The sequence below is a fragment of the Rhizobium sp. NLR22b genome (genome assembly GCF_019685295.1).
Taxonomy (GTDB): Bacteria; Pseudomonadota; Alphaproteobacteria; order Rhizobiales; family Rhizobiaceae; genus Rhizobium.
In genome coordinates this window covers 112,995-138,667 of the sequence record NZ_JABDWM010000001.1, presented here as the reverse complement: position 1 = coordinate 138,667, position 25,673 = coordinate 112,995, and the positions used below count along the sequence as shown (strand labels likewise).

General features: G+C 62.4%; 21 protein-coding genes. 17 read left to right on the top strand and 4 right to left on the bottom strand.

The annotated features are described in order from the left end of the window. Positions 1–23 precede the first annotated feature (23 nt). Complete coding sequence (locus HJC00_RS00615; protein WP_210628993.1) at positions 24–1,040, bottom strand: polyprenyl synthetase family protein; 1,017 nt, start codon at positions 1,038–1,040, stop codon at positions 24–26. Between the two features lie 108 nt (positions 1,041–1,148). Here HJC00_RS00615 and HJC00_RS00610 point away from each other — a divergent pair, with 108 nt between their 5' ends. Together HJC00_RS00610 and HJC00_RS00605 are read left to right on the top strand one after the other, a co-directional pair. Continuing rightward, positions 1,149–1,376, top strand: coding sequence for a DUF2007 domain-containing protein (locus HJC00_RS00610; protein WP_088939554.1), 228 nt, complete (start codon positions 1,149–1,151; stop codon positions 1,374–1,376). Between the two features lie 7 nt (positions 1,377–1,383). Next, positions 1,384–2,181, top strand: coding sequence for a tRNA1(Val) (adenine(37)-N6)-methyltransferase (locus HJC00_RS00605; RefSeq protein ID WP_210628992.1), 798 nt, complete (start codon positions 1,384–1,386; stop codon positions 2,179–2,181). Here HJC00_RS00605 and HJC00_RS00600 read toward each other — a convergent pair. Further along, positions 2,171–3,511, bottom strand: coding sequence for an Nramp family divalent metal transporter (locus tag HJC00_RS00600; RefSeq protein ID WP_221122512.1), 1,341 nt, complete (start codon positions 3,509–3,511; stop codon positions 2,171–2,173). The genes HJC00_RS00605 and HJC00_RS00600 overlap by 11 nt on opposite strands. Positions 3,512–3,693: 182 nt before the next feature. Here HJC00_RS00600 and HJC00_RS00595 point away from each other — a divergent pair, with 182 nt between their 5' ends. The 11 genes from HJC00_RS00595 to HJC00_RS00545 all read left to right on the top strand — a co-directional run bounded on the left by HJC00_RS00595 (position 3,694) and on the right by HJC00_RS00545 (position 16,902). Continuing rightward, complete coding sequence (locus tag HJC00_RS00595) at positions 3,694–4,554, top strand: S49 family peptidase (protein ID WP_221122513.1); 861 nt, start codon at positions 3,694–3,696, stop codon at positions 4,552–4,554. 17 nt (positions 4,555–4,571) lie between these two features. Then, positions 4,572–4,763, top strand: coding sequence for a hypothetical protein (locus tag HJC00_RS00590; RefSeq protein ID WP_221122514.1), 192 nt, complete (start codon positions 4,572–4,574; stop codon positions 4,761–4,763). Between the two features lie 120 nt (positions 4,764–4,883). After that, a complete protein-coding gene (locus HJC00_RS00585; protein ID WP_221122515.1) occupies positions 4,884–5,840 on the top strand; it encodes a glycine--tRNA ligase subunit alpha in 957 nt (318 codons plus the stop codon). Then, positions 5,837–6,388, top strand: a complete 552-nt coding sequence (locus HJC00_RS00580; RefSeq protein ID WP_221163515.1) for an AAA family ATPase — start codon at positions 5,837–5,839, stop codon at positions 6,386–6,388. Before HJC00_RS00585 ends, HJC00_RS00580 begins: the two co-directional genes overlap by 4 nt. Before the next feature lie 262 nt (positions 6,389–6,650). After that, entirely contained in the window at positions 6,651–8,399 is a 1,749-nt protein-coding gene (locus tag HJC00_RS00575; RefSeq protein ID WP_221163638.1) for a DUF2207 family protein, read from the top strand. A gap of 112 nt (positions 8,400–8,511) precedes the next feature. Further along, positions 8,512–9,063 (top strand): LemA family protein, encoded by a 552-nt coding sequence (locus tag HJC00_RS00570; RefSeq protein ID WP_210628987.1) that lies wholly within the window; start codon positions 8,512–8,514, stop codon positions 9,061–9,063. 90 nt (positions 9,064–9,153) lie between these two features. Next, positions 9,154–10,416, top strand: a complete 1,263-nt coding sequence (gene aroA / locus HJC00_RS00565; protein ID WP_221163514.1) for a 3-phosphoshikimate 1-carboxyvinyltransferase — start codon at positions 9,154–9,156, stop codon at positions 10,414–10,416. Between the two features lie 38 nt (positions 10,417–10,454). Beyond that, the gene (locus HJC00_RS00560; RefSeq protein ID WP_221163513.1) at positions 10,455–12,389 is read left to right on the top strand and encodes a DUF2207 domain-containing protein; all 1,935 of its coding nucleotides are present in this window, start codon (positions 10,455–10,457) and stop codon (positions 12,387–12,389) included. 65 nt (positions 12,390–12,454) lie between these two features. After that, positions 12,455–13,738, top strand: a complete 1,284-nt coding sequence (gene purD, locus HJC00_RS00555) for a phosphoribosylamine--glycine ligase (protein WP_210628984.1) — start codon at positions 12,455–12,457, stop codon at positions 13,736–13,738. A gap of 93 nt (positions 13,739–13,831) precedes the next feature. Further along, a complete protein-coding gene (locus HJC00_RS00550; protein ID WP_210628983.1) occupies positions 13,832–14,293 on the top strand; it encodes a plant virulence effector HPE1-like domain-containing protein in 462 nt (153 codons plus the stop codon). A gap of 785 nt (positions 14,294–15,078) precedes the next feature. Continuing rightward, positions 15,079–16,902: a methyl-accepting chemotaxis protein gene (locus HJC00_RS00545; protein ID WP_210628982.1), complete on the top strand. Its 1,824-nt coding sequence runs from the start codon at positions 15,079–15,081 to the stop codon at positions 16,900–16,902. 131 nt (positions 16,903–17,033) lie between these two features. On the opposite strand, the gene HJC00_RS00540 is transcribed toward HJC00_RS00545, so the two are convergent. Together HJC00_RS00540 and glyS are read right to left on the bottom strand one after the other, a co-directional pair. Beyond that, positions 17,034–17,522, bottom strand: a complete 489-nt coding sequence (locus HJC00_RS00540; RefSeq protein WP_210628981.1) for a DUF523 domain-containing protein — start codon at positions 17,520–17,522, stop codon at positions 17,034–17,036. A 293-nt stretch (positions 17,523–17,815) separates the two neighbouring features. Beyond that, complete coding sequence (glyS, locus tag HJC00_RS00535; protein ID WP_221163512.1) at positions 17,816–19,930, bottom strand: glycine--tRNA ligase subunit beta; 2,115 nt, start codon at positions 19,928–19,930, stop codon at positions 17,816–17,818. A gap of 226 nt (positions 19,931–20,156) precedes the next feature. On the opposite strand from glyS, the gene HJC00_RS00530 reads away from it, so the two are divergent. The 4 genes from HJC00_RS00530 to HJC00_RS00515 all read left to right on the top strand — a co-directional run bounded on the left by HJC00_RS00530 (position 20,157) and on the right by HJC00_RS00515 (position 25,595). Beyond that, the gene (locus HJC00_RS00530; protein WP_221123922.1) at positions 20,157–22,466 is read left to right on the top strand and encodes a Tex family protein; all 2,310 of its coding nucleotides are present in this window, start codon (positions 20,157–20,159) and stop codon (positions 22,464–22,466) included. 133 nt (positions 22,467–22,599) lie between these two features. Further along, on the top strand, positions 22,600–23,859 hold the full coding sequence (locus HJC00_RS00525) for a cyclopropane-fatty-acyl-phospholipid synthase family protein (RefSeq protein WP_210628978.1): 1,260 nt from the start codon (positions 22,600–22,602) through the stop codon (positions 23,857–23,859). 35 nt (positions 23,860–23,894) lie between these two features. After that, a complete protein-coding gene (locus tag HJC00_RS00520) occupies positions 23,895–24,476 on the top strand; it encodes a histidine phosphatase family protein (protein WP_210628977.1) in 582 nt (193 codons plus the stop codon). 306 nt (positions 24,477–24,782) lie between these two features. Further along, complete coding sequence (locus tag HJC00_RS00515; RefSeq protein ID WP_221146682.1) at positions 24,783–25,595, top strand: MipA/OmpV family protein; 813 nt, start codon at positions 24,783–24,785, stop codon at positions 25,593–25,595. Positions 25,596–25,673: the final 78 nt, after the last annotated feature.

Sequence of the window (25,673 nt, the reverse complement as noted above, 5' to 3'; positions counted from 1 at the left end):
TCAGCCTCGATCGCGGCGTTCGATCAATTGACGCGCTCGATGCAGAAGTCGATCACTTCCATCAGGGCGGATTTCCATACCGTATCGGGAAGCGGCGCCAGCGCGTCCCGCGCGATCGTGCCGTAATGGACCGCCCGATTGATCGTGTCGCTCAGCGTGCCGTATTTGGTGATCAGCCCCAGCGCTTTTTCCAGGTTGGCGTCGCTGCTGTTGCCGGCCTCGATCGCATCGCGCCAGAAGGCGCGCTCCTCCGTGGTGCCGCGGCGATAGGCCAGGATGACGGGCAGCGTGATCTTGCCTTCGCGGAAATCGTCGCCGACATTCTTGCCGAGATCGGCGGCCTTGCCGCCATAGTCGAGCGCGTCGTCGACGAGCTGAAAGGCGAGGCCGAGATTCATGCCGTAGGATTTCAGCGCATTGCGGCCGGAACGGCCGGCATCGGCGACGATCGGCCCGACTTCGGCGGCAGCCGCAAAGAGAGCCGCCGTCTTGGCGCGGATGACGGAGAGGTAGTCGTCTTCCGTCGTCTCCATGTTCTTGGCGACGGAAAGCTGCAGCACTTCGCCTTCGGCGATCACGCAAGCAGCGGAAGACAAGACGTCGAGCGCATCGAGCGAGCCGACATCGACCATCATGCGGAAGGCCTGCCCGAGCAGGAAATCGCCGACCAGCACGCTTGCCTGGTTGCCCCAGATCATCCGAGCCGTCGATTTGCCGCGGCGCAGGTCGCTTTCATCGACGACGTCGTCATGCAGCAGCGTTGCCGTATGCATGAATTCGACCGAGGTGGCGAGCTTGATGTGGTTTTCGCCGCGGTAGTCGAACAGCGAGGCGGCCGCCAGCGTCAGCATCGGCCTCAGCCGCTTGCCCCCGGATGAGATCAGATGGTTCGCCACTTCGGGGATCATCTGCACGTCGGAGCCGGCTTTCGACAGAATGAGCTGGTTCACCCGCTCCATGTCAGCCCTGGTGAGATCGACCAACGGCTTGATGGATGCCAGTTTGTTTTTGCTTTCTTCAAGCGGTATGACCACGCCCAACGACCCGGACTCCTGTTCATTCATTGCATCTGACAATAGAAAGGGGCGATGGGCGCGGCAAGGGGTGAATTGTCGCGTCAGCCGAAATTGGAAGGAAAAAGACGGCAAATGCATGAACTTATCCGCGCCAACGATCCCGTCCTGCTCTCCTTTGCCGAGAGCCTAATGAAGGATGCCGGAATTCACTGCTTCATCGCCGATCAGGGGATGAGCGTTCTGGAAGGCTCGCTCGGCATGCTGCCGCGCCGCCTGCTGGTGGATGAGGAAATGGCCGACCGGGCCCGCCGTATCCTGATCGACGCCGGTCTTGGCGGCGAACTGCGCGACAGGACATGAGCGGGCGATGACCGGTAAATTCGCCGAAACCATCGATGCCTTCCATCGCGGCGCCTTTCATGTGGTGCAGCCGAAGGGCAGGGGGCATCGCGCCGGCATGGATGCGATGCTGCTGGCCGCCCTTGTCGCCGACGATCGCCCGGTCAAAGTTGCCGATCTCGGCGCCGGCGCCGGTGCTGCCGGCCTTGCCGTCGCCTCGCGCCTTGTCAAGACGCAAGTGGTGCTGTTCGAGCGTTCGGCCGAAATGGCCGATTATGCCCGCCGCAGCATCCTTTTGCCGGAAAATGCCCATCTCGCAGCCCGCCTCAGTGTCATCGAGGCCGATGTGACGCTGACCGCCAAGGCGCGCAACGATGCCGGCCTTGCCGATGAAAGCTTCCACCACGTGATCATGAACCCACCCTTCAACGATGCCGGCGACCGGCGCACGCCCGATGCGCTGAAGGCCGAAGCCCATGCGATGACCGACGGCCTGTTCGAAAGCTGGATCCGCACGGCCGGCGCCATCATGATCCCGGGCGGGCAATTGTCGCTGATCGCCAGGCCTCCGTCGATCGCCGAGATCATCGATGCCTGCGGCCGGCGCTTCGGCGGCATCGAGATCACCGCCATCCATCCACGCGCCGGGGAAAATGCCGTGCGCATCCTGGTGACCGCCATCAAGGGCTCGCGGGCGCGGCTGTCGCTACGCGCGGCCCTCATCATGCACGAAGAGGGGAGCCACAAGTTCTCCCCTCTGGTCGACGATTTCAACAATGGCCGGGCAGCCTATGCCAGGCTTCGATCGTCAATCGCTAGCCGCTGACGAAGTCGAAGAGCAGCTTGACGTTCAGCCCGGCGATGACGACGGCGATCACATAGGCGGTGCCGCTCAGCCAGCGCGGCGCGACGAGTTCGCCCATCTTGGCCCGGCTGGCGGTGAACATCACAAGCGGAAAGACCGCGAAGGAAAGCTGCAGGCTGAGCACCACCTGTGTGAGGATCAGGAGTTCGGCCGTGCCCTGGTTGCCGTACCAGATGGTGACGACCGCCGCCGGCACGATGGCAATAGCGCGGGTGATCAGCCGGCGCACCCACGGTTTCAGCCGGATCTTCAGGAAGCCTTCCATGACGATCTGGCCGGCAAGGGTCGCCGTCACCGTCGAGTTGAGGCCGCAGCACAGAAGCGCGATGCCGAAGAGCGTCGGCGCGATCGCGAGGCCGAGCAGCGGCGACAGCAGCGCATAGGCATTGCCGAGCTCGACGACGTCGGTCTTGCCGTTGGCATTGAAGGCGGCGGCCGCAAGGATCAGGATCGAGGCATTGATCAGAAGCGCGAAACACAGCGCGACGGTGGAGTCGATCGTCGCATAAGTCAGCGCCTCCTTCTTCTCAGGGATCGTGTGACCATAGGCCCGCGTCTGCACAATGCCGGAATGGAGATAGAGATTGTGCGGCATGACCGTCGCACCGAGGATGCCGAGCGCGAGATAGAGCATCTCCGGATTGGTGACGATTTCGGTTGTCGGGAAGAAGCCGGTAATAACGGCGCCCCATTGCGGATCGGCAAGGAAGATCTGCACGCCGAAGCAGAGCGCGATCACGCCGAGCAGCGCGATGATGAAGGCTTCCACCCAGCGGAAGCCGAGCTTCTGCAGGAAGAGGATCAGGAAGACGTCCAGCGCGGTGATGAGAACGCCGAGCTCCAGCGGGACGCCGAAGAGCAGGTTGAGGCCGATTGCCGTGCCGATCACCTCGGCAATGTCGGTGGCGATGATGGCGATTTCCGCAAAGGCCCAGAGCGGCACTGAGACATATTTAGGAAAGGCGTCGCGGCAGGCCTGCGCGAGGTCGCGGCCGGAGGCGATCGCCAGCCGCGCGCAGAGCGATTGCAGCACGATTGCCATCACGTTGGAAAGCAGCGCGACGGTGAGCAGCGCATAACCGAATTTCGAGCCGCCGGCGAGCGAGGTCGCCCAGTTGCCTGGGTCCATGTAGCCGACGGCGACCATGTAACCCGGCCCGGCAAAGGCCGCCGCCCGGCGCCATATCGAGCTGTGACGCCCCGTGCCCACAGTGCGGTAGACGTCCGACAGCGACGCCTCTCCGCGTTCGTGCCGCCAGCCGCTTTTTGCATTGGGATTGAGGGCGTCCATGCCATTTCCACCTGTTTATCGTCCGTGCACTATGACCGATTAGAATGATAATGCAAGTCATTCGCAACAAGAAAATCAATCCGATGTTTTTCAGGAACGCGGCCATTGCGTTTGTCGTTCCAGCGCATACATGGATGCGATCGCGGATTGACGATCGCGCGAGCCGAAGCGAAGGATGGGAAATGGCCGGATTCTTGAAAAAGCTGCTGCCGAAACGGTTCCGCAAGGAGGGCCTCACCGTTCCCGTCGTCAGGCTGCAGGGTGCGATCATCAGCGGCGGTGGCCAGTTCAGGCCCACCCTCAATCTCGCCAATGTCGCCCCGGTCCTGGAAAAGGCCTTCGCCATGAAGGAGGCGCCGGCGGTTGCCATAACAATCAATTCGCCAGGCGGCTCGCCTGTTCAGTCCCGCCTGATCTTCACCCGCATTCGTGAGCTCGCCCGCGAAAAGCAGAAGAAGGTGCTTGTTTTCGTCGAGGATGTCGCCGCTTCCGGCGGCTACATGATCGCGCTTGCCGGCGACGAGATCATCGCCGACGCCACCTCGATCGTCGGCTCGATCGGCGTCGTCTCCGGCGGTTTCGGCTTTCCCGAGCTCCTGAAGAAGATCGGCGTCGAGCGCCGCGTCTATACGGCCGGCGAAAACAAGGTGATCCTCGATCCGTTCCAGCCGGAAAAGGAAAAGGATATCGAGTACCTCAAGAGCCTGCAGCTCGAAATCCACCAGGTCTTCATCGCAATGGTGCGTGAGCGCCGCGCCGGCAAGCTGACGGATGATGCGACGGTGTTTTCCGGCCTGTTCTGGAGCGGTACGCGCGGCCTCGAGCTTGGCCTCATCGACGGTATCGGCGACATGCGCCAGGAATTGAAGCGGCGCTACGGCCAGAAGACCCGGCTGGAACTCGTCACCGCCGGCCGCGGCCTCTTCGGCCGCCGCATTCCCGGCGTATCGCCTGTTACACTCGAAGGCGCGGGGGCAGGTCTCGCAACGGGACTTGTCGAAGTGGCGGAAGAGAGAGCATTGTGGAGCCGCTTCGGGCTTTGAGAGGAGCAAGAGAGGGCATGGCACAGCTTATCACCATCCTGGTGCTGGTCTTTTCGGCCTGGTGGCTCTACCGCCGCTTCGTCTCCGATGCCCGCAGGCTCGCCGAAAAGTCCCGCCGCGCCGAGAAAGAGCGCCAGACCGGCGCGATCGGCACGCTGGTCAAAGATCCCGTGACCGGGGAATATCGGTTGAAGCGGGATGACGAATAGGTCTCGGCGAAAAGCCTCGTGTGTCTCCGCACAGCTCCTCGCCCCCGCAAAACCCTTGACCCCTGCCGCCCACCATGGCACCTGTCGCGCCGATAATTCCCAAGCAATCGGTGCCGTTTCATGTCAGCCATCCCAGACCATATGAACCCGAAGCGCTCCTTCCAGGCGCTGATCCTGACCCTGCATGATTACTGGGCGGACAAGGGTTGCGCGGTGCTGCAGCCCTACGACATGGAAGTCGGCGCCGGCACCTTCCATCCGGCCACCACGCTGCGCGCCCTCGGGCCGAAGCCGTGGAAGGCAGCCTATGTGCAGCCGTCGCGGCGCCCGTCCGACGGCCGCTATGGCGAAAACCCGAACCGTCTGCAGCATTATTACCAGTACCAGGTCATCCTGAAGCCGAACCCGCCCAATCTGCAGGAGCTCTATCTCGGCTCGCTGGCGGCGATCGGTCTCGATCCGCTGCTGCACGACATCCGTTTCGTCGAGGACGACTGGGAAAGCCCGACGCTCGGCGCCTGGGGCCTCGGCTGGGAATGCTGGTGCGACGGCATGGAAGTCTCGCAATTCACCTATTTCCAGCAGGTCTGCGGCATCGAATGCGCGCCGGTCGCCGGCGAACTGACCTATGGTCTCGAGCGCCTCGCCATGTATGTCCAGGGCGTCGACAACGTCTATGATCTGAATTTCAACGGCCGCGAGGGCGACGAGAAGATCAGCTATGGCGACGTCTTCCTGCAGGCCGAGCAGGAATATTCGCGTCACAATTTCGAATTCGCCAATACCGAGATGCTCCATCGCCACTTCGTCGATGCCGAGAAGGAATGCCGGGCGCTGCTCGATGCCGGCGCTCCCGGCCAAAGCGACAACCAGCGCCTGCACAAATGCGTCTTCCCGGCTTACGACCAGTGCATCAAGGCCAGCCACGTCTTCAACCTGCTCGACGCCCGCGGCGTCATCTCGGTGACCGAGCGCCAGAGCTATATCCTGCGGGTGCGCACGCTCGCCAAGGCCTGCGGCGAAGCCTTCCTGCTGACCGACGCCGGCGGCGTCAACCTGTCGAAAGAGGCGGCGTGACGCAAAAGCCTGCCGGCCGTATCGTCCATCTCAACGGCTGGCCAGGCACCGGGAAGCTGACGGTCGGCCGATTGCTGGCGAGAAGCCTCGGCGCGCGGCTCATCGACAATCACACGCTGCTCAATCCGGCCGAAGTTCTTTTCGCCCGCAGCAATCCTCTGCATGCATCACTGCGTAAGCAGATTCGACGAGCGGTTTTCGACCACGCCTTGCACGCCGATCCGGCTGAAAGCTTCGTCTTTACCGATGCTCTTGCGGATGACGAGCATGATGGTGCGATGTTCTCCTCGTATGTCGATCTGGCTGCCGCCAGAGGCGCGGATCTGGTCGCGGTTCTCCTCGATTGCGCGCCGGAGGAGAATGCCAGACGCCTCATCTCTCCCGGCCGATCCGAGGCGCTCAAGCTGACGGATCCGGCGAAGCTGCAACAGCTCCGGGCAAACTATAAACTGTTGCGCGGACTGGCTGAACACACAGTCGAAATTGATACGACGGACCTTTCGCCGGAGCAGACGGCGGCTCGAATTCGCACGCATATCGGTGTTTGACGACAGCCGAGAATCCTGCGTCTTTGTTGCCCAAAGATCTCTGCGGCGAAACGTTCCTGCTGACTGACGCCGGCGGCGTCAGCTGACGAGCCAGACGGCGTAGGCAGTCTCGAAAATTTTCGTCGGTGCAAGGCCAGCCTTCTTTTGTATTGCGCAAACCATCACTACGTTGTCAGGTGTTGCGACAACGCAAGCTTCGGTATCTCTTTTGAAGAACGATATTCTTTACTTTAAATTTTCAGATGAGAATTTCGCCGCCAGGATGTTGCGTCTTTTATCATGGCCCATCTTATGCTCCATACTGGTTGTTCTGACGTCGTGCAGCGATTTTGACAAGGAGTTCACTGTCCAGTCGGCAAACAGTACGGTCGAAGTCTACACCGACGGCACTGCCTTTGTGTCGGAGCACTTCGACATCGCGGTAAAAATGGCGATGAATTACGGCGGGGTCTACGTCGATATCCCTCAACGTTTCGTGGATGCGGCGGGTGGTGTTCACTGGCGAGATTTCCAATTGGCCGCAGCCCGGCGCGACGGACTCGACGAATACTATTCTCGGGAAAATAATGTGCCGGGCTACTCGATCTATATAGGAGCCGAGCACTGCAAAGACTGCTCTGCAGATCTGCCCACCGGTCTTGCAAAGATCCAGATCGCTTACTGGCTCGGACGCCTGGTTCGTCAGGAAGGCGACCGCGAGGTTCTCTTCCTGCCGGCCTATATGGGCCGCGTGCACGGTCAGGGCGCGAAAAAGACGCTTACTCTGAAGCTGCCGCCGGGCGGAACGTTGCGCCCTTCGCAACAGGATCGGACGGCCGCCTATGACATGGTGCGGAGCGCACCGAATGAGATCTCGGTGTCTATTCCAGCTGGTAAAGCGGATCGAGTCCTGCCAGACATCGAGATCGAATATCCCGCTGGGACCTTTGTGACCATGACGAGTGGCAAGCGGGTAGAGTGGTGGCTTTCCGATCACTTTCTCCCATTCATAAGCATTTTGGGACTGCTCCTCGCCGGTCTGTTTATCCTCAGTAGGTGGCGGGGTTGGCGATTGCCCGCATCTTCAATTGCTGTCGATAGCAAGGAGACGGAGAGCATATCGCCTGCTTTAGCCGCCTATTTGTTTTTGAACTGGAAGCCCGGTGCTGCAAAGGCAGCCTTCATGGCGTCTGCCTGCCATCTCGCAGTGAAAAGAATGCTTCGCATTTCCAGCCTTGATGAGGATGCCGAAGCTTCGGATTTGTCAGCCAGGCAAGTGCGCAAGAAGGGAAAGGTGGCGCGCGCCAGATGGTATGGTCTTCCAGCCGTGACGCGTTCGGTATTTGGTCGAATAGAAGGAGAGAGGCCAGTCAACGATCGGCGCAGGGTCAGACATGCCCTCCATGGTTTCGAACGTGACTTGCACCAGATTGTCGCAGAGGAATATCGGAAAGTTAGAGGTGGCGTAGATCGAGCAATGTTGGCGACTTCGGCGACAATTCTGGCTCTTGGCATTGCCGTCGCCTACCTTACGGGTCTTTCGCTCTATTCCGCCACCATCTCAGGGTTATTGTTCATAGTTTTTCTGGTTGTAACCATGTTCCGCCATCCTGAGCGGTTTCCCGTCGCGACCGGCACCGCCGAGCAGTTAAAACAGGCGCTTGGTTTGATGGTGGGGCTTCCGGTGACGGTGATCGTTGCACTTGTCTATATCGGTACGACTGAGGTGATCAGCGAACAGTGGCCATATTTGATGGCGATCTTGCTGCACATTGCCGGCATTATTGCGGTTTTGGCGATGTCGCGCATGCCAACGTCGAAGCAGCGGCGGATCCGCAATAACATCCTTAGTTTGAATCGTTATTTTCGCGGCGAGATAGATGGCCCGGCAATGTCCGTCGAATGCTACGAGCACTATCTTCCTTTCGCCGTTGCCCTGAGCGTCGAGCAACGCTGGACCGAGCGGTTCAATCTTTGGCGAGAAAGCGAAAAGATGGAAACCTATGCTCCGGATTGGCGGAGCAGTTCTTAGAGGGACAGTGATGTAAAGGTCTGATTGAAATCTGCGAAGAACGGCCGCACCACGATGACTTTGTCACGCCGAATCACTAACGTGCGATCATCAAATCGGGGAGCTCATCTGCATGTATGTGATACTTGCTCTTATCGTTGTCATCGCGCTTTACATCGTCTTCATTTATAACGGCCTGGTTCGTTCCCGGCAGATGGCTGAGGAAGCCTGGTCGGGCATCGATGTGCAGTTGAAGCGGCGCGCCGATCTGATCCCGAACCTGATCGAGACGGTCAAAGGCTATGCCGCCCATGAGAAGTCGACGCTCGAGGAGGTGGTTGCGCTCCGCAACAAGGCGCAGGCCGTGCCATCGGGTGACGTTGCCGGCAGGGCGCAGGCGGAAGGCCTGCTCGGCCAGGCGCTCGGCCGGGTGATCGCGCTTGCCGAGGCCTATCCCGATCTCAAGGCCAACCAGAATTTTGCCGAACTGCAGGCGTCGCTCGAAACTCTGGAGGGCGAGCTGCAGATGGCGCGGCGTTATTACAACGGCGCGGCCCGCGACCTCAACGTCAAGGTCGAAAGCTTTCCCTCCAATCTCGTCGCCGGCCAGTTCGGTTTTGCCAAGCGGGAGTATTTCGAGATCACCAACGAGGCCGATCGCGCCGTCCCCAGCGTCAAATTCTGACGATGCGGCATTTTGCCTTTGCAAAAAACCGATTAAGAGCAAGGGCAGGTGGCGACGCGCTTTAGCTCGCCCATGGACGGAAGACGTAGCATGACACGCACAGCCAAACTCACGATCATCCCGCCGGGCCGCCCGCTTTCCGGTCGCGCCATGCCGCCGGGCTCGAAGTCGATCACCAATCGGGCCCTGCTTCTCGCCGGCCTTGCCGAGGGCACGGGCCGGCTGACCGGCGCGCTGAAGAGCGACGATACCCGTTATATGGCCGATGCGCTGCGCGCCATGGGTGTTGCGATCGACGAGCCCGACGACACAACTTTCGTCGTCACCGGCAGCGGCCGGCTCATGCCGCCGAAGGCGCCGCTCTTCCTCGGCAACGCCGGGACGGCCACACGTTTCCTGACGGCGGCTGCGGCTCTGGTCGACGGTACCGTCATCGTCGACGGCGACGAGCACATGCGCAAGCGCCCGATCGGCCCGCTGGTCGAAGCGATGCGCACGCTCGGCATCGACATCACCGCCGAGACCGGCTGCCCGCCGGTCACCGTCAGGGGCACCGGCCGCTTCGAGGCCGACCGGATCCTGATTGATGGCGGGCTGTCCAGCCAGTATGTTTCGGCGCTGCTGATGATGGCGGCCGGCGGCGACCGTTCGGTCGACATCGAACTGGTCGGCGAGGATATCGGCGCGCTTGGCTATATCGATCTCACCACGGCGGCGATGAGGGCCTTCGGCGCCAAGGTCGAAAAGACCAGCCCCGTCACCTGGCGCGTCGAACCGACCGGCTACCGCGCCGCCGATTTCGTCATCGAGCCGGATGCATCGGCCGCGACCTACCTCTGGGCGGCCGAAGTGCTGAGCGAGGGCAAGATCGATCTCGGCGTACCGAACGATGCCTTCACCCAGCCGGATGCCAAGGCTTACGAGACGATCGCCAAGTTCCCGCATCTGCCGGCCGAAATCGATGGCTCGCAGATGCAGGATGCCGTTCCGACGATCGCCGTGCTTGCCGCCTTCAACGAGACGCCGGTCCGCTTCGTCGGCATTGCCAATCTGCGCGTCAAGGAATGCGACCGCATCCGCGCCCTGTCCACCGGGCTCAACAAGATCCGCGAAGGTCTGGCCGTCGAGGAGGGCGATGATCTGATCGTCCATTCCGATCCTGTTCTCGCCGGCCAGCGTCTTCCGGCCGAGATCGACACCTTCGCCGATCACCGCATCGCCATGAGCTTTGCGCTCGCCGGACTGAAGATCGATGGCATCACCATTCTCGACCCCGATTGCGTCGGCAAGACCTTCCCCGCCTATTGGCGGACGCTCGCCGCCCTCGGCGTGACCTATCAGGACAAGGATTGACGAAAAGCGCGGCCGGGGCCGCCGGCAGGGAGAGAGGAATGGGGCGTCGGTTTTTCGGATTCTGCTTGGCGCTCATCTTGATGCTCGCCGCGCCGGCGGTCTTTGCCGCCGAGGTGATCGACAGCTTCGCCTCCGACATCACGCTGGAAAAGAGCGGCGCGATGACGGTGAGGGAAACGATCACCGTCAATGCCGAGGGCAACCGGATCAATCATGGCATCTTCCGGGACTTTCCGCTTTTTTTCACCGACGCCGGAGGTCGTCGCCGCAGCGTCGATTTCGACATGGTGTCGGTCAGCCGCGACGGCGCGGACGAGCCCTGGCATACCGAATCGATATCGGGCGGCATCCGCATCTATGCCGGCTCCGCCGAGGTGACGGTGACGCCGGGCCGTCATCGCTACGTCTTCACCTACCGGACCAACCGCCAGATCCGCTACTTCGACGATCACGACGAACTCTACTGGAACGTCACCGGCAATGGCTGGATCTTTCCGATCCGCTCCGCGACGGCGACGGTGACGCTGCCGCCGGGTGTCGCTGCGACGGGGACGATCTTCTTCACCGGCCCGCAAGGCGCGACTGGAAAGAACGCCCGTGTCAGCGAAAGCAGCGCCGGCCTTGTCTTTTCCACCACCGCGCCTCTTGGCCCCAATGAAGGCCTGACCTTTGCGATCCGGATGCCGAAGGGCTCGATCGATCCGCCGAGCGCGGATATGGAAAGCACCTGGTGGCTGAAGGACAACCGCAATTATTTCATCGGCTTCGGCGGCCTGATCCTGGTTTTCGCCTACTACCTCAGATCCTGGCTGAAGGTTGGTCGCGATCCCGCCCGGGGCGTCGTCGTGCCGCGCTGGGATGCGCCTGACGGCATCTCGCCGGCGCTGGTCAACTACATCGACAATAGGGGCTTTTCCGGCGGCGGCTGGACGGCGCTTGCCGCCACGGCGCTCAATCTTGCGGTCCGCGGTTACGTCAAGCTCGAAGACCTGAAGAATTCGATCGTCATTCGCGGTACCGGCAAGGCGCTCGGCAAGGAGAAGTTCCAGGCCGGCGAGGCCGAACTGCTGAAAGTGGCCGGCGGCGAAGGCAGGACGCTGACGATCGACAAGGCCAATGGCGAGCGGGTAAAATCGGTAGGGCAGTCCTTCCGTTCGGCCATCGAGAAGGAACATCGCGGCAAATATTACAATTCCAACATCGGCTATACCGCAGGCGGCATCGCGCTCAGCGCCGCCGCCCTGGTGGCGCTGTTCGTCTTCGGCTCGCTGGAGCCTGACACGATCGCACTGATGCTGATCCCGATTGCCATCTCGGTCTTCATTTCCGTCTTCGTCGCCGGTTTGGTCAAGTCGCTGCACCACGGCAGATCGCTGTTCGCCAAGGTCATGGCCGTCATCGCCGCAGCGGTCGGCGTTTTTGTCGGCGTCAGCATCCTGGCGATCATTGTCCTGACGCTTGCCTCGTCGCTGGTGGAGCTGCACGAAACGCCGATGCTCTTTGCCGTCGGCGGCATCGTGCTGCTCAACGTCCTCTATGTCTTCATCATGGGCGCCCCGACCCCGCTCGGCGCCAGGATGATGGACGGCGTTGACGGCCTGCGGCAATACCTGACGCTGGCCGAGAAGGACCGCATGAATATGGCCGGCGCTCCCCAAATGTCGCCGCAGCATTTCGAGACCCTGCTCCCCTATGCCGTGGCTTTGGGCGTCGAAAAGCCCTGGTCGCGCACCTTCGAGACCTGGCTCGCGGCAGCCGCCGCCGGCGCGGCCGCGGCCTATTCGCCCTCCTGGTATTCCGGTGATTTCAACAGCGGCAGCTTCTCCGACCGTATCGGCGGTTTCTCCTCGTCAATGGCGTCCACCATCGCGTCGACGATCCCCGCGCCGCCGCCGTCGAGTTCATCCTCCGGTTTTTCCGGCGGCGGCTCCTCTGGCGGAGGTGGCGGAGGCGGCGGAGGCGGGGGCTGGTAAGCTTTCCCGCTTGACCTTTCAGCCCGTGGCCCTTAACCGCCTGACGGAACAGGAAAGGGTCGCGCATGAAGGTTCTGTTGATCGGGTCGGGCGGACGCGAGCACGCGCTCGCCTGGAAGCTGGCGCAATCGCCGTTGCTGAGCGAACTCTACGCCGCGCCCGGCAATCCGGGCATTGGCGAACACGCCGTCCTCGTGCCGGTCAATATCGACGATCATGAAGCGGTCGCTGCCATCTGCAAGGACAAGGCGATCGATTTCGTCGTCGTCGGCCCCGAGGCCCCGCTCGTCGCCGGCCTCGCCGACCGGCTGCGCGCCGACGGCCTGGCGGTCTTCGGCCCCTCCGCCGGCGCCGCCCAGCTCGAGGGCTCCAAGGGCTTCACCAAGGACATCTGCGCCCGCTACGGCATTCCCACCGGCGCCTACCAGCGTTTCAACAACGCGCCGAAGGCGAAAGCCTATATTCGCGGGCAGGGCGCACCGATCGTCGTCAAGGCTGACGGGCTGGCCGCCGGCAAGGGCGTGACGGTTGCGATGACGCTCGATGAGGCGCTTGCTGCCGTCGACGACTGCTTCGAGGGCGCCTTTGGCGCGGCCGGCGCCGAAGTCGTCGTCGAAGCCTATCTCGATGGCGAGGAGGCAAGCTTCTTTTGTCTCTGCGACGGAAAACATGCGCTGCCGCTGGTGACCGCCCAGGATCACAAGCGGGTGGGCGAGGGCGATACCGGCGTCAATACCGGCGGCATGGGCGCCTATTCGCCAGCGCCGGTCATGACGGCCGAAATGGTCGAGCGGACGATGAAGGAAATCATCGAGCCGACAATCCGCGGCATGGCCGAGAGCGGGCATCCCTTCTCCGGCGTGTTTTTCGCCGGACTGATGATCACTCATAAGGGCCCGGAGCTGATCGAATACAATGTTCGTTTCGGCGATCCGGAATGCCAGGTGCTGATGATGCGGCTGAAGAGCGATCTGCTGCCGCTGCTGCTTGCCACCGCCAATGGCACGCTCGATCAGGTGAGCGCCGAATGGAGCGACGATCCGGCCCTGACAGTGGTCATGGCCTCGAAGGGCTATCCCGGCGCCTATGAGAAAAACACACCGATCCAGTCGCTGCCGGCGGCAGGCGAGGGCGAGAAGGTGTTTCATGCCGGCACGGGCATGAAGGACGGCGTGCTGGTCGCGACCGGCGGCCGCGTGCTCAACGTCACGGCGTCAGGCGGCACGGTTGCCGAGGCGAAGGGCCGCGCCTATGCCCTGCTGGACAGGGTTCGGTGGGAAAACGGCTTCTGCCGGCGCGATATCGGCTGGCGCGCGATCGAGCGCGAAAAAGCCTCGGACAAAGCATAAACCGCTACGTTCCTTAAATTTTTACCCTTTCCCCTGACGGGATGGAAACGAAGCTGCGCTATACCGCTGCCGTAGTGAGACGGAGGTGCGTTGATGCGTCAGATTTTCCTCGGTGCGGCAATCCTGCTGATGGCAGGCACGGCGATGGCCTCCTCGATTGAGGTGATCGGCAAAACGGCAGGCCGTGCAGAAGGCAGCATCGTCACTGAAAGCTGCGCCGCTTGCCCGCCGCTGCAGGCCGAGCATAGCCGCAAGGACTATACGGTGCCGGAACTGAAACCCGGCGTCCTCCAGGCAAGCGAAGTCCGCCACGTCGGCGGCGAAACGAAGATCTTCCGCACCGAAGCCTGGATGGGTGGTTCGCCCGTCGTCTTCGTCAGCAAGGCAACGCCGGAAGCCCTGGCTGCCGCCGAACCTTCGATATCGCCCGCCCAAGGCATCGACATGAACGCAACGACCGCAGCCGTCATCGGCGGCGATGCAAGGCCGGTTGCCGCCGGCATGGTTGAGAAGCCGGCGGCTCTCGATATTTCCGAATTCAAGCTGCGCTTCTAGACGATCAACACGCAAAACGGCTGTGTGCCACTAAAGCCAATCTGAGCCGCTGCGATAGTTCCCTGCCCCTGCCCGATCAAGGTTTCGATCGCTTGGGGTTCCACCGCGGTGGAGCGAATGCACCCTCGAAGAGAAGCGGGGGTGCATTCCTGCTTTAGAGCTTTTCCGGGTTAGATTGAAGCATTCTGTTGGCTCAAACGGGGTCGGATGGTCGACCGGCCGGCGCGTGTCGTAGCCCAGCTCTACGGCCAAGCCGGCCGGTCGATCAGCCGGCCCGTTTCAGCCAACCCTCCCGCAGATTTGCTTGGCAAATCTGCAAGACCTTGGAATCGCCGGACGCACTTGTCGCTTCGCCCACGGCGAAGCGGTGCGGCCGGTGGGCCGGGCATGTTTCCGCCAGGATCAAAGGCGATCGGCTCGGACGTACCTGGGGGTATGCCCGTCGCCAATCGCCTTTGCCCTGACGAAAACCTGCTCCGGCAGAATGCTTCAATCTAGCCCGGAAAAGCTCTAAGGCCCCGGCAGTTCTGCAGAGCGAAAACGGATGATATTCGATCGGCGGGTGAAGTCAGCGGTATGCTTGGTAACTCCGCCCCCTGATTTTTAGGGAAATTTGCGCCGTTTTGAATAAAATTAAAGCTTTCTTATTGAGTCAGCTTCAATTCTTACTCACCGGTCGCAGCATGTTGTTCAGCAGCGGTAGACGCGTCCTTCTCAGATGCGCTCGCACAGGCGGTAGAAGACCGCACCGGAATGTATTCCCTCATTCCCCTTTGCGAGGAATCATGAAAAATTTGAAGATATCGAAGCAGCTCATATTGCTGATCGTCGGTTTGATGTCGGCCTTTGCGATCGCCACGTCCCTGCAGATCCGCTCCTCGGTCGATGCCATTTACAAGGAGCGTTACGACATGCTGCGTGCCGAGGTTCAGTCGGCGATCTCGGTTCTCAAGCTTTACCAGGCCAAGGTGACCGCAGGCGAAATGAAGCTGGAGGATGCCCAGAAGCAGGCTTACGCCACCGTCAATGGCATGAAATACGATCCGGACGGCTATTTCTTCGGCTATAGCTACGATGTCCAGATGATGTTTCACTACGACGCCTCGAAGGTCGGACAGAACCTGAAGGGGCAGCCGGACAGCAAGGGCAAGCTCTATCGCGAAGAGTTGGTCAAACTCGGCCAGCAGGGCGGCGGTCTCGTCGAATTTTATTCCACCAGCAAGCCGGGCCAGCCGGCCGGCGATTATCGCAAGACGGCCTATGGCCAGGCCTTCGACCCCTGGAAGGTCGTCGTTGTCACCGGCGTCTATATGGACGATCTCGATGCCCAGGTGAACAGCACGATCCTGACCGCGCTCTCCGGCAGCATCGTTCTTTTCTTCCTGGCCATGGCTGCGGCCTACGTCGTCATCCGCGGCATATCGGGGCCCCTCAACAATGTCCATGCCGCCCTGAAGGCGGTCTCCGAAGAGGACGTCTCCATCGCCATCCCGCATACCGGCATGAACAATGAGGTCGGCATGATGGCAAAGGCGACGCTGTCGCTGCAGGAGAAGATCCGCGAACGGCATCAGATGTCCGATCGCGAGGCGGCCCAGCAGCTGGCGCTGGAAAGCGAGCGCGAAAACAACCTGCGCCAGCAGCAGGACGACGCCGCACTCCAGGCCCGCGTGGTGACGACGATCGGCCAGGCGCTGGAGCTGATCGCCCGCGGCGATCTTACCGTCCGCTGCGCCGATCTCGGCCAGAAATACGCCGCCCTTCGCGACAACTTCAACGATGCGCTGTCGCATCTCGAAGCCGCCATGGCCAAGGTCAGCGCCAAGGGCAGTGACATCGGTACGAGCAAGGAAGAGATTCGCCGCGCCTCGAACGAGTTGTCGCAGCGCACCGAGCGCCAGGCCGCAAGCCTGGAGGAAACATCGGCCGCCCTCGATGAGCTCACGGTCGCCGTCCGCCAGACCGCCGATGGCGCCCATGAGGCGAGCAAGCGCGTGCACGCCGTCAGCGCCGAGACCACCCATAGCGATGCGATCGTCAGCGAGGCGATCGAGGCGATGAGCGGCATCGAGAAATCGTCTTCGGAGATATCAAAGATCATCGGCGTCATCGACGAGATCGCCTTCCAGACCAACCTCCTGGCTTTGAACGCCGGCGTCGAGGCGGCCCGTGCCGGTGAATCCGGCAAGGGTTTTGCCGTTGTTGCCCAGGAGGTGCGCGAACTCGCCCAGCGCTCCGCCGCCGCGGCAAAGGAGATCAAGGACCAGATCGCCCGCTCCTCCACCCAGGTCGATCACGGCGTCCGACTGGTCGGCGAGGCAGGCGAGGCGCTGAAGCGCATCTCCGACCAGATCAAGGCCGCCAACGAGATCGTCGCCAAAATCGCCCACAGCGCTTCCGAACAGGACACCACGCTGCGCTCGATCTCTTCGGCGGTGAACCAGCTCGACGCCGCCACCCAGCAGAACGCCGCCATGGCCGAGGAGACCACGGCATCGGCCGAGACGCTCGCCAGCGACACCGACGAACTGATCGACCTCATCCGCGGCTTCCGGGTCGGCAATGCCGGTGCTGCTCCCATTGCGCATCAAGGTCGCCGCGCTGCCTAGCGCAATTCCAGGATAGAGGCGGGTTTCCGTCAGGAATTGCATAAAAACAAAAGCAGTGTGGGGACAAACAGGATTTTCAGCACCAAATTCTTAGCGGCCGTCGGTTCCCCGGCGGCCGTGTCGTTTGGGGTTCATTGTGCCAGACGGTCGATCAATCGGTCGATTTCCCCATCGGAAAACACTTCGACGCCGGCCGCTTTCAGCGCCGCCGCCGTTACGCCGTTGCCGGCCTGCCTGCGTCCGGAAAAGGTGCCGTCATAGATGAACCCGGAGCCGCAGGACGGACTGCCGTCGATGAGCAGAGCATAGCGGCAGCCGGTCTGCCGTGCGAGCGCCACGGCATTCTCCGCCGCCTGCAGAAACTCTGCCGTCACATCGCCGCCCGTCAGCTCTATAACCCGCGCCTTGCCGGCCAGAACCTCTTTGCCGGTTGCCGCCTCTGCGATCTCCGCCGGCGCCCGCGGCACCGCCATGCCCGCCGACATCTCCGGACAGATCGTCACCAACCGCCCTTCGGCCCGCCATCTCTCGATCGCCGGGTGAAGCAACGGTTTCGCCCGTCCGTCATAACGGACGGCGTGCCCCATGAGGCAGGCGCTGACGAGAATCTTGCTGTGCATGGCTGTTTGAATAGCGCCGTGGTGGCGGCAATGCCAGGGTTGGGTGGGCGGATTGTTTAAGCGATAGCAAAACGCCCCTCATCCGCCTGCCGGCGCCTTCTCCCCGCGCGCGGGGCGAAGGGGATTTGCCGCGACCTCTCCGTTCCCCACAACCTCTCGCAGGGCAGGTCCCCTCTACCCGTTTACGGGGGTCCGGAGGACGGGACGAGACCCGTGGCTCGACCCCGGCAAAGGTTAGGGTGAGGGGCAGATGTTCGAGACCGCGCCGCGTCGGCACTGCAAGAAGCCGAATATCACCCCGAAATCTTCGAGAAATCCGCCACCGTTCCCGTCGCCTCGCGGATCAACCGCAGCAGAGCCAGGCGGTTGGCGCGGATGGCCGCGTCCTCGTCGTTGACGAGCACGTCTTCGAAGAAGCGGTCGACAGGGCCGCGCAGCTTGGAAAGCGCTTCCATCGCCGAGCGAAAATCTTCGCCGGCAACGGCATTCGCCGCATCCTGCGAAGCGCTCGATATGGCGGCGAACAGCTCCTTCTCGGCATCGAGCCTGAAGAGCGCCGGCGAAACGCCGTCGGCGATGACGGTGCCCTTCTTCTCCTCGGCGGCGAGCAGCTGCGTCGCGCGCTTGGTGCCGGCGAGCAGGTTCTTGCCGTCCTCCGAGGAGATGAAGGCCGTCAGCGCCTCGACGCGGCGCGCCACCATCAACAGATCGTCGGCTTCAGGCGTCAGCACGGCGTCGATCAGATCGTGCCGGGCACCCTGATCACGCAGATAGACCTTGAGGCGATCATGGAAGAAGGAGAGCAGATCATCATCCTTGGTCGCCGCCAGCAGCGGCAGGCGGACCCTGCGTTCCAGCAGGATACGAACGACGCCGAGGGCGGCACGCCGCAGCGCAAACGGGTCTTTTGAACCCGTCGGCTTCTCGTCGATCGCCCAGAAGCCCGTCAGCGTGTCGAGCTTGTCGGCAAGCGCCAGCGTAATCGCCACCTTGTTCTCCGGCACGCGGTCCGACGGACCCTGCGGCTTGTAATGGTCCTCGATCGCCGCGGCGACGGAGGCGTTTTCGCCCTGCAGCACCGCATATTTGCGGCCCATCAAGCCTTGCAGTTCCGGAAATTCGCCGACGGCCTCGGTGCGCAGATCCGCCTTGGCGAGCACGGCGGCGCGATCGACGAGACCGGCGTCGGCGCCGGTGATATCAGCCAATTCCTTTGCCCGCGCGCGGATGCGGGCGACCCGGTCGCCCTGCGTGCCGAGCTTGGCGTGGAAGGTCACGTCGAGCGCATCGAGCTTGGCCATGCGTTGGTCGAGCGGCTTCTTCAGGTCAAGGCCGAACCTTACGGCAGATGTTTTGAGTGTCTCGAGGTCGGGCATATCGCTCTGGTCGCGCTTCCAGAAATGCAGGGCATCCGAAAGGCGGGCGCGCACCACCTTGCCGTTGCCATGGACGATTTCCTTGCCACCGTCATGCGCCTGGATGTTGGACACCAGGATGAACCTGTTCGACAGTGTCTCTTCGCCCTGCCTTCGGGTGACGAAGCACTTCTGGTTGGTTTTGATCGTCAGCCGGATGATCTCGGAGGGAATGGAGAGATAATCTTCCTCGAAGCTGCCCATCAGCACCTGTGGCCATTCGACGAGGCCGGACACTTCCTCCAGCAAGCCTTCGTCTTCCACCAGCTCGAGCCCGTTGGCAAAAGCAATGTCGCGCGCGTCGTGCAGGATGATGTCCTTGCGCCGCTCGGCGTCGAGGATGACCTTCGCCTTTTCCAGGCTCGCCGCATAATCGTCGAAGCGGCGGACAGTGATGGCTTCGGGCGCATGGAAGCGGTGGCCATAGGTGACGTTGGAGGCGGTGATGCCGTCGATCTCGAAGGGGATGACCACGGTTTCTTCATGCTCCGGGCCGAAGGTGCAGACGATCGACTGCAGCGGCCGCACCCAACGCAGCGCGCCCGGTCTGGAGGAGGCCTTGCCCCAGCGCATCGATTTCGGCCAGGGGAAATCGCGGATGATGCCGGGCATCACCTCGGCGACGATCTCTTCCGTCGCGCGGCCGGGCTTGGAAATGACTGCGACGTAGAAATCGCCCTTCTTTGGATCGCTCACCACCTGCGCCTCGGAGACGGAGGAAAGGCCGGCGCCGCGCAGAAAGCCCTCGATTGCCCTCTCGTTGGCGTCGGTGCGCGGCCCTTTGCGTTCCTCGCGTACATCGGCCGAGCGTGCCGTCAAGCCGTGGATGTCGAGCGCCAGCCGGCGCGGCGTCCAGTATTCGCGCGCGCCCTCATAGGACAGGCCGGCTTCGACGAGCGCATCGGTGACGAGCTTCTTCAGGTCGCCGGCAGCCTTGCGCTGCATGCGGGCCGGAATCTCTTCGGAGCGAAGTTCGAGAAGAAGGTTTGGCATGTCACTCTTTTCCTTGCGCCCGTGGGCAGGGCGATCCAAAAACGTTGCTTCTGCTATCAAAGAATGCCGCATCTGCACAACCGCAAAAACGGAAGAGAGCGATGGGGATGGGCGACACGCAGATGCCCCCAATTCCCCAACTTCCGCTGTGGAAACCACAGTCGGGCATTGCCTTGCCGCTTTTCGCCGCTATGGTCCCGCAACTTTCGTCGGAACAGGAAATCCCATGGCCGCTGACCTCCGTTTTCTCGCAGCCCGTATCTCGGCCGAAATCAACGCCCGGCCGGACCAGGCCAAAGCCGCCATCGAGCTGCTCGACGAGGGCGCCACCGTGCCCTTCATCGCCCGCTACCGCAAGGAAGTGACGGGCGGGCTCGATGACACCCAGCTGCGCAATCTCGCCGAGCGGCTGGTCTATCTGCGCGAACTCGAAGCCCGGCGCGACGCGATCGTTGAATCGATCACCGGCCAGGGCAAGATGACCGAGGAGCTGATGGCGAAGGTCGCGGGCGCCGAAACCAAGGCCGAGCTCGAGGATCTCTATCTGCCCTACAAGCCGAAGCGCCGCACCCGCGCCGAAATCGCCCGCGAACGCGGCCTCGGCCCGCTTGCCGAGGCGATCCTGGCCGAGCGTGGCCGAGAGCCGGCGGTGCTCGCCGAAGGCTTCGTCACGGCTGACGTGCCCGACGTGAAGACGGCGCTGGAAGGCGCGCGCGACATCATCGCCGAAGGTATTGCCGAAAATGCCGACCTGCTCGGCAAGTTGCGCGCCCATATGCGCCAGGCAGCGCTGCTGAAGGCCAGGGTCGTTGACGGCAAGCAGGCGGCGGGCGAGAAGTTCTCCGATTATTTCGATCATTCCGAACGCTGGGCGACCGCGCCCGGCCACCGCGCGCTCGCCATGCTGCGCGGGTGGAACGAGGAGGTGCTGACGCTGACGATCGAGGCCGATGCCGAGACCGCATCGCCGAACAAGCCGGTCGAACGGATGATCGCCGCTGCCTATGAGATCGGCACAAGCCGTCCCGGCGACCGGTGGCTGATGGAGGTCGCCAGCTGGACCTGGCGCGTCAAGCTTTCCATGTCGCTGTCGCTCGATCTGATGCGGGAGCTGCGCGAAAGGGCCGAAGAGGAGGCGATCCATGTCTTCGCCCGCAATCTGAAGGACCTGCTGCTGGCCGCGCCGGCCGGCTCGCGCGCGACCATGGGTCTCGATCCCGGCATCCGCACCGGCGTCAAGGTCGCCGTCGTCGACGGCACCGGCAAGGTGGTGGCGACATCGACCGTCTATCCCTTTCAGCCGAGGAACGACGTGCGCGGCGCCCAGATCGAGCTCGCCTCGCTGATCCGCAAGCACAATGTCGAGCTGATCTCGATCGGCAACGGCACAGGCAGCCGCGAAACCGAAAAGCTGGTGGCCGACATGCTGGCCGAGCTGCCGGCCCCGAAGCCGACCAAGGTCATCGTCTCGGAAGCGGGCGCCTCGGTCTATTCCGCCTCGGCGACCGCAGCGGCCGAGTTTCCCGATCTCGACGTATCGCTGCGCGGCGCCGTCTCCATCGCCCGGCGCCTGCAGGATCCGCTCGCCGAACTCGTCAAGATCGAGCCGAAGTCGATCGGCGTCGGCCAGTATCAGCACGATGTCGACCAGCAGAAGCTGTCGCGCTCGCTCGATGCCGTGGTCGAAGACGCGGTGAACGCCGTCGGCGTCGATCTCAACACCGCCTCGGCGCCATTGCTCGCCCGTGTCTCCGGCCTCGGCCCATCGATCGCCGAGGCGATCGTCCGCCACCGCGACAGCGAGGGCCGTTTCGAGACGCGGCGCGATCTGCTGAAGGTCGCAAGACTCGGCGGCCGCACCTTCGAGCAATGCGCCGGCTTCCTGCGCATTCCGAACGGCAAGGAGCCGCTCGACGCCTCCTCGGTCCACCCCGAGGCCTACGGCGTCGCCAAGAAGATCGTTGCTGCCTGCGGCCGCGACCTGCGCGCCCTGATGGGCGACAGCGCCGTTCTGAAATCGATCGACCCGCGCCGGTTCATCGATGAGAAATTCGGCCTGCCGACGGTGAAGGACATCATCGCCGAGCTGGAAAAGCCCGGCCGCGACCCGCGTCCAAGCTTCAAGACCGCGACCTTCGCCGAGGGCGTCAACGAGATTTCCGACCTGACTCCGGGCATGGTGCTCGAAGGCACCGTCACCAATGTCGCCGCCTTCGGCGCCTTCGTCGATATCGGCGTGCATCAGGACGGTCTGGTGCATGTGTCCCAGCTTGCCGATCGTTTCGTCAAGGACCCGCATGAGGTCGTCAAGGCGGGCGATGTCGTCAAGGTGCGGGTCGTGGAAGTCGACGCCAAGCGCAAGCGCATCGGTCTCTCCATGCGCCGCGACGATGGTTCTTCGGCGTCTCAGCCGCGTGCTGATTCTCGCGGAGGTCAGGGCGGCCGGCCGCAGAACGATCGCCGGCCTGCAGCTCCGAAACCGGAGAGCCAGAGTGCCTTCGGTAGTGCACTCGCCGAAGCCATGAAACGAAAATAACGGCTTAACCGTCATTTCGGCAAAAATGCAACAGTTTGGCAGCGTTCTTTGCGGACTGCTAAATCCGGCGCTTGTAAGGCGGAGGAGAGTTATTAAGTTGATGTGACCATCCTGTCACATTTGCGAGGCGTCCATGGCGTCGGCTTTCCTATCGATTGTCCAGCAAATCATCCGCAAGGGTTCGTTGAAACTTACCCTTGCCAATGGCGAGACTCACGTGATCGGCGACGGCACCGGAGACATGGTGGTCGCCCGGCTTGCCGATCAGGAGGCCGAGGACGCCATCCGGCGCGATCCGACGCTGAAGCTCGGTGAAATGTACATGCAGGGCCGGTTCATTCTCGAACAGGGCAACATCTACGACTTCCTATCGCTGGTGAAGCAGAACACCACCAACGAGATCTTCGACTTCAAGATGGCGGCGCTGCTCGTCGGCCGTATCGCCTGGCAGCAGCTGAAGAGTCGCGTGCCGATCAATCGTAACAAGCACAATGTCGCCCATCATTACGATCTGTCGGCCAAGCTCTTCGATCTTTTCCTCGACGAGGATTGGCAATATTCCTGCGCCTATTTCGAACCGCCGGGTATCGGTCTTGACGAGGCGCAGCTTGCCAAGAAACGCCATATCGCCGCCAAGCTGCTGCTTAGGCCCAACCAGCGGATCCTGGAGATCGGCTCCGGCTGGGGCGGCATGGGCATGTATCTGACGGAGGCGACTGAAGGCGCCGAGTTCACCGGCATTACGCTGAGCGAAGAGCAGCTCAAGGTCTCCCGCGCCCGCGCCGAAAAGCGCGGCCTTTCCGAGCGGGTGCATTTCGAGCTGCAGGACTACCGCACCATGAGCGGGCGAAAGTTCGACCGCATCGTCTCCGTCGGTATGTTCGAGCACGTCGGCATCGGCAATTATGGCAACTTCTTCCGCAAGGTATCGGACCTGCTCGACCACAACGGCGTCATGGTGCTGCATTCGATCGGCCGTCCGAAGCCGAGCTTCGGCACCAATGCCTTCATCGAGAAGTATATTTTCCCCGGTGGCTATATCCCTTCCGTCGGGGAGGTCTTGCCGCCCCTGGAGAAGGCCGGGCTCCTCGTCAGGGACGTCGAAATCCTGCCGATGCATTATGCCTATACCCTGCGCCACTGGCGCGAGCGTTTCGTGGCGCGCAAGGCCGACGCGGTGGCGCTTTACGACGAGCAGTTCTTCCGCATGTGGGAATTTTATCTGGCCGGTTCCGAAATGGGCTTCCGCTGGGATGAGCTGTTCATCCTGCAGATCCAGATCGCCAAGAACCAGTTTACCGTTCCCGACAACCGCAACTATATCGCTGAGAACGAAGCGAAGCTGAAGGAATTCGAGGCGAGGCGGCCACCGCTGGAAAAGGTGACGTTCTGATCCCGCGGCGGCGTTTGTGATGAAAGGGGCTGCGGATGAGCAATGTCTTTCCCGAGATTTACCTGGTCCGCCACGGTGAAACCGAATGGAGCCTGTCCGGGCGCCATACCGGGCGGAGCGATATTCCCCTGACGGCGACCGGTGAAGCCGCCGCTCGAAAACTCGCCGAGCGGCTGGCCGGCCTTTCCTTCTCGCTGGTCTGGTCGAGCCCGTCGCAACGGGCCCGCAAGACCTGCGCGCTCGCCGGCTTCGGAGCGGGCGCGGCGATCCGCGACGATCTAGCCGAATGGGATTACGGCGCCTATGAAGGCGTCACGACGAAGACGATCCTGGCGGAGCGCCCAGGCTGGCAGCTCTTTCGCGACGGTTGCCCGAACGGCGAAACGGCCGCTGACGTCGGTGCCCGCGCCGACACCGTCATCGATGCGCTTCGCCAAGCGGCAGCCCCCATCCTGATCTTTTCCAGTTCGCATTTCCTGCGCGTGCTGGCCGCCCGCTGGCTCGGCCTGCCGCCGCAAGCTGGCGCGCATTTCGTGCTCGATACCGCCAGCATCAGCGTGCTTGGTTATGAGCACGACCTGACCGAACCGGTCATCCGCCGGTGGAACCAGAGATAGGGCGACTATTTGCTGTTTTTCTCGTGCCGACAACGGCACCTTACCAACCTCTCCCGAGTAAAACGGGGAGAGGGGACGTGCCGTGCGAAAGGTTAGCGGGGACGGAGAGGCTGAGGTTTGTTCCCTTCGCCCCGCAGGCGGGGAGAAAGTGCCGGCAGGCGGATGAGGGGCCGCTCTCGCCGGTTTCCTAGGTCTCGATGACGCGCAATCCCCTCGCCGTGGTTAACATCGCGGTAACGACCTCACGATAAATGTAGCCACCGCCGCTCTCCGCGGCTGTGTTTTTGCGTTTTCTGGAGTGCGGACGTGTTTCATCGATCAGTCGTATCGATCTCCCTGGCTATTGCCTGTTCATCCCCGGCATTGGCGCTCGCGCAGGAAAGCGGCCAGCATTTCTGGTCCGGCGACTGGTATCTCAGCGTCGGTATCGCCGGCTTTTCAGCGCCGAAATTCGAAGGCTCACGGCGCTATGAGTTCCGGTTCAGCCCGCTGATTTCGGCCGGGCGGCAGGGCTCGGCTCCGCGCTTTTCCTCGCGCAACGACAATCCGTCCTTCGCCCTCATGGATAATGGTGCTTTCCGCGCCGGCCTCGTCGGCAAATTCGTGCCTTCGCGCGACGAGGGCGACGGTCATGAACTGAAGGGCATGAAGAAGGTCAAATGGGGAGCGGAAGCCGGCGGCTTCGTCGAAGTCTATCCGACCGATTTCCTGCGCGCCCGCGCCGAAGTTCGCCAAGGCATCCGCTCCCATGACGGGGTCGTTGCCGATCTCGCCGTTGATGCCTTCACCGATATCGCCCCCAACCTGCAATTGTCCGGCGGTCCGCGCGCGACATTCGCCACCAGCGGCTATTATGATGCCTATTACGGCGTCAACGCCAAACAGTCGGCGGCAAGCGGGCTTGATCAATACAAGCCGTCGTCGGGCGTCCAGTCCTATGGCGCCGGCGCGGCCCTGACATGGAAGGCGACGGAAAACCTGTCGGCCAGCTCTTTCCTCGAATACAAGCGACTGGCGGGTCCGGCGGCCGACAGCAGCCTCGTGCGGCAGCGCGGCTCGAAGAACCAGGTGCTCATCGGTGTCTCGGCGACCTACAGGTTCAATTTCTCGCTGCAGTGATTTAATGCATGTCGCCCGGAAGTGTGCCGCGGTTCCGGGAAAACGACATGCATAAACAAAGAGCCGAAGCGCGGCCAT